General features: G+C 40.3%; 7 protein-coding genes. All 7 read left to right on the plus strand.

Annotated features, from left to right (window positions below; translation table 11 throughout):
* Positions 1-5: 5 nt before the first annotated feature.
* Positions 6-2,195 (plus strand): 1,4-alpha-glucan branching protein GlgB, encoded by a 2,190-nt coding sequence (gene glgB, locus KKW16_RS07855; protein WP_065264946.1) that lies wholly within the window; start codon positions 6-8, stop codon positions 2,193-2,195.
* Positions 2,196-2,198: 3 nt separating this feature from the next.
* Positions 2,199-4,175, plus strand: coding sequence for a glycogen debranching protein GlgX (gene glgX / locus KKW16_RS07860; RefSeq protein ID WP_048953674.1), 1,977 nt, complete (start codon positions 2,199-2,201; stop codon positions 4,173-4,175).
* A gap of 22 nt (positions 4,176-4,197) precedes the next feature.
* Positions 4,198-5,499: a glucose-1-phosphate adenylyltransferase gene (gene glgC / locus KKW16_RS07865; RefSeq protein WP_048953676.1), complete on the plus strand. Its 1,302-nt coding sequence runs from the start codon at positions 4,198-4,200 to the stop codon at positions 5,497-5,499.
* Positions 5,500-5,605: 106 nt separating this feature from the next.
* Complete coding sequence (gene glgA / locus KKW16_RS07870) at positions 5,606-7,036, plus strand: glycogen synthase GlgA (protein WP_215768159.1); 1,431 nt, start codon at positions 5,606-5,608, stop codon at positions 7,034-7,036.
* Positions 7,037-7,277: 241 nt separating this feature from the next.
* A complete protein-coding gene (locus KKW16_RS07875) occupies positions 7,278-9,743 on the plus strand; it encodes a glycogen/starch/alpha-glucan phosphorylase (protein WP_215768160.1) in 2,466 nt (821 codons plus the stop codon).
* 181 nt (positions 9,744-9,924) lie between these two features.
* Positions 9,925-11,697 carry a ShlB/FhaC/HecB family hemolysin secretion/activation protein gene (locus KKW16_RS07880; RefSeq protein WP_140523876.1) on the plus strand — a complete coding sequence of 591 codons (1,773 nt, stop codon included), beginning with the start codon at positions 9,925-9,927 and terminating at the stop codon, positions 11,695-11,697.
* Positions 11,698-11,768: 71 nt separating this feature from the next.
* On the plus strand, positions 11,769-12,543 hold a 775-nt coding region (locus tag KKW16_RS07885; RefSeq protein WP_215768161.1), incomplete at its 3' end, for a two-partner secretion domain-containing protein.

Here is a 12,543-nt window from a genome sequence, read left to right on the forward strand (position 1 = left end):
TAAATATGACAACCGCAGTAACACAAGCAATTATTGATGGTTTTTTTGATGCGAGCAATGGCGATCCTTTTGCTACGCTTGGTATGCACGAAACTGAGCGAGGAATTGAAATCCGTACGTTATTGCCAGATGCCAATCGAGTGGTGGTGATTGAGCGTGAAAGTGGTAAAGAAATAACGGAACTGGATTGTGTCGATGAGCGTGGCTTTTTTGTTGGTGTTATTCCAAATTGTCGTCATTTTTTTGCTTATCAATTACAGGTTTTTTGGGGCAATGAATCGCAAATAGTCGAAGATCCTTATCGTTTTCATCCTATGATTGATGATTTAGAACAATGGCTGCTTTCTGAAGGCTCGATGCTCCGCCCGTATGAAGTGCTGGGTGCGCATTTTATGGAATGTGATGGTGTGAGCGGGGTGAATTTCCGTTTGTGGGCGCCGAATGCGAAACGGGTTTCCATCGTGGGCGATTTTAACTATTGGGACGGTCGCCGCCACCCAATGCGTTTCCACCCGAAAAGCGGTGTGTGGGAACTATTCCTACCGAAAGTTTGTCTTGGTCAGCTTTATAAATTTGAATTGATTGATTGCTTTGGAAACTTGCGTTTGAAAGCCGATCCATTTGCCTTTAGTTCGCAACTTCGCCCTGATACAGCATCGCAAGTCAGTGCATTACCAAATGTGGTGGAAATGACGGAACAACGTCGTCAAGCAAATCAAGCGAATCAACCGATTTCCATTTATGAAGTGCATTTAGGATCCTGGCGTCGTAATTTAGAAAATAATTTTTGGCTAGATTACGATCAAATTGCTGATGAATTAATTCCTTATGTAAAAGATATGGGATTCACCCATATAGAATTTTTACCGCTCTCTGAATTTCCATTTGATGGTTCTTGGGGCTATCAACCACTTGGACTTTATTCTCCAACCAGTCGCTTTGGTTCACCTGAGGCATTCCGCTGTTTAGTAAAACGTGCTCACGAAGCAGGCATCAACGTGATTTTAGATTGGGTGCCAGGGCATTTCCCAAGTGATACCCATGGTTTAGTCGCGTTTGATGGCACGGCTTTATATGAGCATGAAGATCCTCGCGAAGGCTATCATCAAGATTGGAATACCTTGATTTATAACTATGGGCGTAATGAGGTCAAAAATTTCTTATCCAGTAATGCACTGTATTGGCTTGAACGTTTTGGTGTAGATGGTATTCGCGTGGATGCCGTGGCTTCGATGATTTACCGCGATTACAGCCGTGCGGAAGGTGAGTGGATTCCAAACCAATATGGCGGACGTGAAAATTTAGAAGCCATCGAGTTTTTAAAACATACCAACTGGAAAATTCACAGTGAAATGGCGGGAGCAATTTCTATTGCGGAAGAATCTACCTCTTTTGCTGGCGTAACCCACCCAAGCGAAAACGGCGGATTAGGTTTCAATTTCAAATGGAATATGGGCTGGATGAACGATACGCTCGCCTATATGCAGCTTGACCCAATTTACCGCCAATATCATCACAATAAAATGACTTTTGGGATGATGTATCAATACAGCGAAAATTTTGTGCTACCGCTTTCCCATGATGAAGTGGTGCATGGCAAATATTCACTTCTCGATAAAATGCCAGGAGACGCATGGCAAAAATTTGCGAACTTACGTGCTTACTACGGCTATATGTGGGGCCATCCGGGTAAAAAATTGCTCTTTATGGGTAATGAATTTGCTCAAGGTCGTGAGTGGAATTACGAAGAAAGTTTGGACTGGTTCTTACTTGATGAAAATATCGGTGGTGGCTGGCATAAAGGCATATTGAAATTAGTAAAAGACTTGAATCATATTTACCGAGAAAACTTACCGCTCTTTGAACTGGATTATTCACCTGAAGGCTTTGATTGGCTTGTCGTTGATGATGCGGCAAATTCTGTATTTGCTTTTGAACGTCGCAGCTCAAATGGTGAGCGTATTATCGTCATCAGCAACTTCACTCCTGTGCTTCGCCATAATTACCGTATTGGGGTAAATGTTGCAGGCACTTATGAAGAAATTCTGAATACTGATTCTATGTATTATCAAGGCTCTAACGTGGGCAATTTCGGCTATGTAACAAGTGAAGAAATTGAAAGCCATGGACGAGAAAATTCTATTTCGATTTCTATTCCACCATTGGCGACAGTTTATTTGAAATACAATTTGTAAGATATGTTTACGATTTATAACAACGGCAAACCAGCGCCAATGGGCTATTCAATATTTACCGAGAATGGCGTGAAGGTGACTAATTTTGCACTGTTCTCTGCTGCAGCGAGTGGTGTGGAACTTTGCCTGTTTGATGGGGATAAGGAAACGCGCTTTCCTATGGTTCGCACAAATAATGTATGGCATTTAGCTGTAGCAGGCGTTGAGGTTGGGACAGAATATGGATTCCGCATTAATGGTGAATATGCCAATCCGAATAAGTTAATGCTCGATCCCTATGCGAAAGCCGTGAATGGTAAACCTGATTTAAGTAGCGAAGAAAGTCGTTCTTGGTTTTTAATGAATGATCATCGCGATAATGCTCATATTGCGCCAAGAGCGGTGATTATTTCTGAAGATTTTGATTGGGAAAATGATACTGCACCCAATACGCCTTGGGCGGAAACCATTGTATATGAATTGCACGTTAAAGGTTTTAGTCAACTTAACGACAAGATTCCCGCTGAATTACGGGGCACCTATGCGGGCTTAAGTCATCCTATCAATTTAGCTTATTTAAAAGAATTAGGCGTGACAGCAGTGGAATTGCTGCCTGTAAATTTTTATATAAATGAACCGCACTTACAGGCACGAGGCTTACAAAATTATTGGGGATACAATCCCTTAGCCATGTTTGCGGTGGAACCTAAATATGCGGCAACAAATAATCCATTAGCTGAATTTAAAGCGATGGTGAAGGCGTTTCATAAAGAGGGCATTGAAGTTATTTTAGATGTGGTATTTAACCATTCCGCAGAATCAGAGCAAACTTACCCAACATTCTGCCAGCGTGGCATTGATGATCAAACTTACTATTGGCGCAACGATCAAGGGCGTTATATCAATTGGACAGGCTGCGGCAATATGCTCAATTTATCCTCTGATGTTGGGCGAAAATGGGTCGTAGATTGTTTACGTTATTGGGTTGAACACTGTCATGTTGATGGTTTTCGATTTGATTTAGCCTCCGTGCTCGGGCGTGATACACCCGATTTTAATCCACAAGCTCAACTTTTTACTGACATAAGAAATGAGCCAAGTTTACAAAATATTAAATTGATTGTAGAGCCTTGGGATATAGGACATTACGGTTATCAAGTCGGAAATTTCCCAAATTATTTTGCAGAATGGAATGATCGTTTTCGTGATGATCTTTGCCGTTTTTGGTTATGGAAAAGTGGTGAAATTGGCGCATTTGCAGAACGCTTTGCGGGTTCTAGCGATTTATTTAAGAAAAATGATCGCTTGCCACACACAACGCTTAATTTTATTACTGCTCATGATGGTTTCGTCATGCAAGATTTGGTGAGTTATAACCAAAAACATAACGAAGCGAATGGCGAAGAAAATCGTGATGGTCGCAACGAAAATTACAGTTATAACCATGGGGTAGAAGGTTCTACTGAATCCCTTTCTGAGCCGCAAAAAAGTGCGGTGGAAAATAACCGCACTTTTGCACAAAGCGGATTATTAATGAGTTTATTGCTGGCGAATGGCACACCTATGCTTTTGGCGGGTGATGAGTTCGGCAACACTCAATATGGTAACAATAATGCCTATTGCCAAGATAACGAAATTACTTGGCTGAAATGGGCAAATTTTAACAAGGAATTATTTGAACTTACCAAGCAAACGATTGCAGCGCGTAAGCAAATTGGTAGTTTAAACCGGAATCAATGGTGGTCAGGTGACAATGTGCAATGGCTTAACATTCACGGTAACCAGATGACAGTTGACAATTGGCAAAATCAACAAACCAAAGCATTACAAGTAGTTTTAGATAAGCATTGTCTTTTATTGATTAATGCCAAAGCCGAAGGGCAGGTTTTTCATTTATCCGATGGAAAATGGAAACCTCAAATCGGCACACATAATTTAACCCTCGATGCACAACAAGCAGAGCTTAGCTCAATGGGCTTTTGTATGCTGAGTGACGAATAACTATAAGACTATGGAGATCCTTATGAAAGCTGGCGACCTTAACAAATATGATTTAGTTAAAAATACTTTGGTGCTTATTCTTGCGGGTGGACGTGGTTCACGCTTGCATGAACTTACGGATAAACGCGCAAAACCCGCTCTTTATTTTGGTGGTAACCGCCGTATTATTGACTTTGCACTTTCTAATTGTATTAACTCTGGTTTGAACCGAATTGGGGTAGTGACTCAATACGCAGCACATTCTTTACTTCGTCATTTGCAAACAGGTTGGTCTTTCTTACCACAAGAAAAAGGGGAGTTTGTTGATATGCTTCCCGCACGCCAACAAATTGATGATTCAACTTGGTATCGTGGTACTGCGGATGCTGTTTATCAAAATATGGCGATTATTCGTGATCACTATCGCCCTAAATATGTTTTGATCTTGGCGGGTGACCATATTTACAAACAAGACTATAGCGTCATGTTGATGGACCATGTGAATAGCGGTGCAAAATGTACGGTGGGCTGCATTGAAGTACCACGCTCTGAAGCACATGAATTTGGTGTCATGGCAGTAAACGAAAATTTAAAAGTCAAAGCCTTTGTTGAAAAACCAAAAGATCCGCCTTCAATGGTAGGTAAACCCGATATTTCACTAGCATCAATGGGGATTTATGTATTTGATGCGGATTATCTTTATAAAATGTTGGAGAGAGAGGTCAATACACCACAAACTAGCCACGATTTTGGTAAAGATGTATTACCAAAATGTTTAGCAGAAGAAACCCTTTATGCGCATCCTTTCAGCCGTTCTTGCATGGGACGTAATACTGAAGGTGAAATTTATTGGCGTGATGTGGGTACATTAGATAGCTTTTGGCAATCTAATATTGACTTAGTCTCTGAAAATCCACAGCTTGATATTTATGATCAAAGTTGGCCAATTCGCGGTAATCCAATTCAAGCTTATCCGTCAAAATTCTTCTACAAAAATTCAAATGTTCATCCAGTCGATAATTCTTTAATTGGCGGTGGTTGTGTGATTACTGATGCCTCTATCAGTAATTCCGTGCTATTCGATCGCGTGAAAATTGATGCTTTTTCAAAAGTGGATCATTGTGTGGTATTGCCACAAGTTCAAATCGGTAAGAATTGTATATTGAAAAACTGTATTCTTGACCGTGAATGCATCATTCCAGATGGCATGGAAATTGGTGTGAATATAGAAGAAGATAAAAAACGTTTCCGTATCAGTTCAACCGGTAAAGTGATTTTAGTTACCCCGAAAATGCTGAAAAAATTAGAAGGGGAAGAAGTCGTATCTGAAGAGCATTTAGATTGATGATGAAAAGTGCGGTTAATTTTGACCGCACTTTATAACCCCCTCTTTTCTAAAGAGGGAAATTGATCGAGCATTATTTATGTTTTATAGGGAAAATAAAAATTAAATGAAAGTTTTACACGTTTGCTCTGAATTTTATCCGCTCCTTAAAACAGGCGGTTTAGCCGATGTTTTAGGAGCTTTGCCACAAGCCCAAAATCAAATAGGACTTGATGCACGCATTTTATTGCCTGCTTATCCAGCGATTTCTGCAGGTATTTCTAATACACAAGTTGTTGCTGAATTTGATAATTTTGCGGGACACGTTGTGTTGCGTTATGGCGAATATAATGGTGTAGGTGTTTATTTAATCGATGCACCACATTTATATGCGCGTGAGGGGAATCCATATCACGATTGTTACTATAATGATTATGGTGATAACTATAAACGTTTTGCCTTACTTGGTTGGGTTGGCGCTGAATTATCTACTGGTTTAGATAGCTGGTGGCGTGCAGATGTGGTTCATGCTCATGATTGGCATGCAGGTTTATGTGCCGCTTACTTATTTAATAAAGGTCGCCCAGCAAAATCCGTATTTACGATCCACAATTTAGCGTATCAAGGACAATTTCATTATCAGCATTTATTTGAAATTGGCTTGCCTGCAGGCATGTTTAATGTTGATGGTTTAGAGCTATTTGGACAGATTTCCTATTTAAAAGCAGGCTTATTTTACTCCGATGCCAGCACTGCAGTGAGCCCGACGTATGCCAAAGAGATTACAACACCTGAATTTGCCTATGGATTGGAAGGTTTACTTTCTGGCTTAAAATCTCAAGGGCGTTTAGTAGGGATTCTTAATGGTGTAGATGAAAATATTTGGCATCCAAATGCCGATCAATATATTCAGCATCGTTACAAATTGAAACATATGGCAGGTAAAAAACAGAATAAAGCTGAACTGCAAGCTTATTTTAATTTACCGCAAGATGAAAATGCATTGGCATTTGTGATGGTAACCCGCTTAACCGAACAAAAAGGCGTGGATTTATTGATTGAAAGTGCGGATGAAATTGTAAAACAAGGTGGCCAGTTGATGATTTTAGGGTCTGGCGCACCGCACTTTGAACAAGGTATTCGTGAGCTTGCTGAACGTTATCCACAACATGTTGCAGTCAAAATTGGTTACGATGAAACACTGTCACATTTATTAGTGGCAGGTGGTGATGTGATTTTAGTGCCAAGCCGTTTTGAGCCTTGTGGCTTAACACAACTTTATGGTTTGCAATATGGCACCCTTCCTCTTGTTCGTAAAACGGGTGGTTTAGCCGATACGGTGGTAGATAGCACACCGGAAAATATTAAAGATCGCACGGCAACTGGTTTTGTGTTTGAGCAAGCGACAGCTGAAGATTTACGCAGAAGCATTCAACAAGCGTTTGATATTTGGCAAAAACCGAGAGTGTGGTCAGCATTGCGAGCGAATGCGATGACACAAGATTTCAGCTGGCGTAAAGCAGCAGAACAATATCGTGCGCTTTATGAACGTTTGTAGTTTTATTTATAAACGTTAAGGGCAACAGTCTGTTTGTAGATTATTGTTGCAAGCTCTGTGATTATGCTTGTTTTTCGACAAGATAAGCATAAAATTTGAACCGAATTTATTAGAGGTATAAAGGTTCTCGGATACAAAGAGCGGTCTATTTCGATTGATTTTTTGAAATGTGCGTGAATTTTTAAATCAACATCTCTTTTATTATAGATAATTTTTTAACATTCAAACCGAGGTTTTACTTATGATAATGGATAATTTTGATTCTCCATTCCTATACAATCGCCCACAAATGACTGTTGAGGCAATCAAAAAATCAATTGTTTATAAGCTTATTTTTTTAATTGGTCGATCACCGCGTGAAGCAAGCCAACGCGATTGGCTTAACGCAACACTTCACGCTGTGCGTGACTTAGTAACAGAGGGTTGGATTACTACTGCGCGCCAAACTCGAGCGGAAGATTCTCGCCGTGTTTACTACCTTTCAATGGAATTCTTAATTGGACGTACGCTTTCTAATGCCATGATTGCAGAAGGTATTTATGGATTAGCACAAGAAGCCTTGTCTGAATTAAATGTGGATTTAGAAGAAGTTTTAGAAAAAGAAGTTGATCCTGGCTTGGGCAATGGCGGTTTAGGCCGTTTAGCGGCGTGCTTTATGGATTCTATCGCAACACTTGGTTTACCAGGTATGGGCTACGGTATTCGTTATGAATATGGTATGTTCCGCCAAAAAATCGAAAATGGTCAGCAAGTTGAGTGCCCAGATGCATGGCTTGAAAAAGGTGCACCTTGGGAGTTTATTCGCCCATCTAAACGCTTTACCGTAGAATTTGGTGGAAACATTCATTTCGAAGGCAAAAAATGCATTTGGCAAGATACCGAAAAAGTGACCGCACTTGCTTACGACCAAATGATTCCAGGCTATCAAAACAATTCTGCAGCAACATTACGCTTATGGTCTGCTCATGCGGGAGAAGTCTTTAATCTTGCAGACTTTAACCGCGGTGAACACCTAGCAGCATTAGAAGAACACTCCGCAAATAAAAATTTATCACGCGTACTTTATCCGGATGATTCTACTTGGAATGGTCGCGAATTGCGTTTACGTCAAGAGTATTTCTTAGTCTCTGCATCACTTCAAGATATTTTACGCCGTCACAAACGCACCCACGATAGCCTTGAAAACTTGGCTGATAAGGTGGCAATTCATTTAAATGACACACACCCTGCTTTAGCAATTCCTGAGTTAATGCGTATTTTAGTGGATGATGAAGGTTTTGAATGGAAAAAAGCTTGGGAGATGACGCGTAACATTTTCTCTTACACCTGTCATACTTTAATGTCAGAAGCATTAGAAACTTGGCCAGTGGAAATGATGGCAAAAATCTTGCCACGTCATTTACAGATGATTTTTGAAATTAATGATCATTTCTTAGAGTATGTTCGTTCTTACGTCACCACGGATAACGATTTTATTCGTCGTGTTTCACTGATTGAAGAAGGTTATCAACGTAAAGTGCGTATGGGATGGCTATCTGTTGTGGGTTCACACAAAATCAACGGTGTGGCAGAAATCCATTCTGATTTAATGGTGACTTCAACCTTTGCAGACTTTGCTCGTATTTTTCCAGAACGCTTTACCAATGTGACAAACGGTATCACACCGCGTCGTTGGTTAGCCGTTGCGAATCCACAATTAGCAGACTTATTCGATAAATACATTGGTTCAGAATGGCGTTGTGATTTAAGTCAAATCGAAAAACTTAAACCATTTACGCAAGAAAAAGCATTTAAAGAAGCGATTGCGGATATTAAATTTGCGAACAAAGTGAAATTGGCGGAATACGTGAAATCTGAATTAGGTGTTGAACTTGATCCACATGCGTTATTTGATGTTCAAGTCAAACGTATTCACGAATATAAACGTCAAATGTTGAATGTATTGCATATTATTGCTCGCTACAATGAAATGCTTGCTCATCCTGAAAAAGATTGGCAACCGCGTGTATTTATTTTAGCAGGTAAAGCAGCTTCGGCTTACTATACTGCGAAACAAACGATCCATTTAATTAATGATGTTGCTAATGTCATCAATAATGATGAGCGTTTGAAAGGCCGTTTAAAAGTTGTATTTATTCCAAATTACAGCGTAAGCCTTGCCCAGTTAATTATTCCAGCAGCGGATATTTCAGAGCAAATTTCACTTGCAGGTACAGAGGCTTCTGGAACTAGTAATATGAAATTTGCCCTTAACGGTGCATTGACACTCGGTACGCTTGACGGTGCAAACGTGGAGATCTTGGAAAACGTGGGTGAAGATAACATCTTTATTTTCGGTAACACAGTGGAACAAGTTGAGCAACTTCGTCGAGAAGGGTATCGATCATTTGAATACTATCAAAATGATGCTCAATTACGCACAGTCGTGGATCAAATTATTGAGGGTAAATTCTCACCAGAAGATCCTCAACGTTATCATCAATTATTACAAGGCTTGCAATACCACGATTATTATCAAGCTTTCGCTGATTTCCGTAGTTATGTAGAAACTCAAAAAGCCGTAGATGAAAAATACAAACAACGCGACCAATGGATTGAAAGCACTATTCAAAATATCGTGAATATGGGCTTCTTCTCATCTGACCGCACGATTAAAGAGTACGCAGAGAGAATTTGGAAAGTTGAGCCTGTTCAATTAGGCGGTTAATTTTATATTAATAGCCAATAAGTAAATTATCTGCATCAAGCACAAGTTTGATGTAGATTTTTTTATATTTAAACTAATGAAAAATAACAGAAATTACCGATGTAAACTTTATAGTCTTTTTAAATAGATTTTGATATCTTATCAACCATAATTTATTAATCACTTTATCTTTAGGGTAACAATGAAAAAATCCTCACACTTTTTTCTTTATAGTTTATTATTTATTTCACCTTTTGGTTTTTCAGCGCCAAGCTCGCCAAATGCCAATTTAGAAAAACAAATCGATGCTAAACAAAAGAGGCAACAAGCCGAACAAGATGCGGCTATTTTAGCGCAGCAAACGCAATCCGCGAATGTGCGTTTAGAGGGTGAAAAAGAAGCCTCTCGTGGTTTTCCAAAAAATGAAGCGCAATGTTTTCCTATCAATCAATTGGTGCTGACCGATTATCAAGCTGAAGAAAATCCATCAGCCTCTTCCCTTAAATTAATCCAACCAAGCCAATTTTCTTGGACATTAAAGTCTGCTTATGCTGGGCGTGATTTTGCGCTGCCTGCTTGTATTGGCTCTGAGGGGATTAATGTATTACTTCGTCGTATTCAAAATCGCTTAATTGATTTGGGATATGTCACTACACGCGTGGTGGTGGAGCCACAGGATTTACGTTCAGGCATGCTCGTGTTAACCGTGATTCCAGGTAAAGTAGGCCGTATTCAATTACAAGACCAAAGTGCGATTCCATTTGCTACTCGTGGTACCTTGTGGTTTGCTATGCCCCTGGCGCAAGGGGATATATTAAATATTCGCAATATTGAACAAGGTTTAGAAAACTTAAAACGTGTACCGAGCGCTGATGCGAATATGGAGCTAGTACCAACGGATGCGGTAGGTGAAACCGATGTGGTGATTGCTTATAAGCAAAGCTTACCTTTTCATTTGACTTTGGGCTTAGATGATTCACGCAGTAAAGCTACGGGGCGTTTACAGGGTTCAGCCACGTTTTCTTGGGATAACGTGCTAACACTTAATGATATGTTCTATATCAGCGGTACGCGCAGCTTTAAACGTGATAGCGATGATGCGGAAGGGGATTATGGCAGTAAAAATGTTAGCCTCTATTATTCTATTCCTTGGAAGAATTACCTCTTAACCCTTTCGGGTTCAAAATATTCTTATCACCAAACGGTGGCGGGGGCATTTGAGTCTTATACCTATTCGGGCGAAAGCCAGCAAATGAAAGCGAATTTAAGCCGTTTATTATCGCGTGGAAGTCTTTATAAAACCTATGTGAATGCCGCGTTATGGACGAAAAAATCGCATAACTACATCAATGACACCGAAATTGAAGTACAGCGTCGTCGAACAGCAGGTTGGGAAGTAGGCTTAAATCACACTCAATACATTGGTGAAACCGTATTACAACTGTTTGCGAACTATAAACGTGGTACGGGTGGGAATAAATCCTTACCCGCTCCGGAAGAAGAGTTTGGCGAAGGGACTTCCCGTATGCAGATTTTTACGGCAGGCATTGATTTTACCTACCCTTTCACTATCGGCAATCAGCCTTTTCGCTTTAACACTAGCTGGAATGGACAATGGAACGGCACACCTTTAACACAACAAGATAAATTTAGTATTGGTGGTCGTTATACCGTACGCGGATTTGATGGCGAGCTATCACTTTCCGGTGAAAAAGGTTGGTTATGGCGAAATGAGCTAGGTTGGAATATCGCCAATAAGGGACATGAGCTTTATTTAGGGATTGACCGAGGTAAAGTGCACTCTAGCCAAGAAGAGCTTCAAATTGGTGATAGCTTAATGGGTGGTGCAATTGGACTTCGCGGCAAACTATGGGGCATTAACTATGATTATTTCGTAGGTGTTCCAATTAAAAAACCGGAAGGATTTAGAACCAGTCATGTGACAACCGGATTTAATGTGAGCTACCGTTTTTAATGCTCACGCTTTTAGATGAATAAATTGATTAAAACCAAACAGAATTTAAAACTTTAAAGGAAATTAAAAAAATGAATAAACATCATTATAAAGTGATTTTTAGCCGTGTATTAAACCAGCTTGTGGTGGTCTCTGAGCTGGCAAAATCTCAAGGTAAAGCGCAAAGTGAAAATGTGAGTCCAGAACAAGAAAAAACAGGATTATTTTCAACCGCACTTTCCCTTAATCCTATTCATTTCAGCCTTATGCTGGCATTGGGCTTCGTCTTTTTGCCTTCTGTTCATGCAGAAGATATGGCGATTCGTGCTGATAAATCTGCACCGGGTAATCAACAACCCATCGTACTTCAAACAGCGAATGGTTTACCGCAAGTAAATATTCAAACACCAAGTGCGGGTGGCGTATCACGTAACCAATATTCGCAATTTGATGTGGCAGAGAAGGGCGCCGTATTAAACAATGCCCGTAAAGCAGCACAAACGCAAATGGCGGGCTGGGTGCAGGGTAACCCGAATCTTGCTCGTGGTGAAGCGAAAGTCATTCTTAACGAGGTCAATTCCGCTAATCCAAGCCGTTTAAAAGGTTATGTGGAAGTGGCAGGTAAAAAAGCAGATGTGGTGATTGCCAACCCAAGTGGTATCCAATGTGATGGCTGTGGTGTGATTAATGCGGGGCGAACAACCCTGACAACTGGTAAAGCGGAAGTAGAAAATGGCGAGTTGAAAGGCTATCGCGTAAAAGGCGGTAAAGTGACGGTTGGTCAAAAAGGGATGGATAACAGCCAATCTGATTACACCGATATTATCGCGGAGAAAGCAGAAATCAAAGGTGGGGTTTGGTCGAAGA

Source organism: Haemophilus sp. SZY H8 (genome assembly GCF_018829755.1).
GTDB lineage: Bacteria > Pseudomonadota > Gammaproteobacteria > Enterobacterales > Pasteurellaceae > Haemophilus > Haemophilus haemolyticus_K.

Bases quoted from the DNA above. Each gene is read 5' to 3' on its own strand.
- glgC (WP_048953676.1), top strand. From the start codon at position 4,198: ATGAAAGCTGGCGACCTTAACAAATATGATTTAGTTAAAAATACTTTG.
- glgA (WP_215768159.1), top strand. From the start codon at position 5,606: ATGAAAGTTTTACACGTTTGCTCTGAATTTTATCCGCTCCTTAAAACA.
- KKW16_RS07875 (WP_215768160.1), top strand. From the start codon at position 7,278: ATGATAATGGATAATTTTGATTCTCCATTCCTATACAATCGCCCACAA.
- KKW16_RS07880 (WP_140523876.1), top strand. From the start codon at position 9,925: ATGAAAAAATCCTCACACTTTTTTCTTTATAGTTTATTATTTATTTCA.
- glgX (WP_048953674.1), top strand. From the start codon at position 2,199: ATGTTTACGATTTATAACAACGGCAAACCAGCGCCAATGGGCTATTCA.
- glgB (WP_065264946.1), top strand. From the start codon at position 6: ATGACAACCGCAGTAACACAAGCAATTATTGATGGTTTTTTTGATGCG.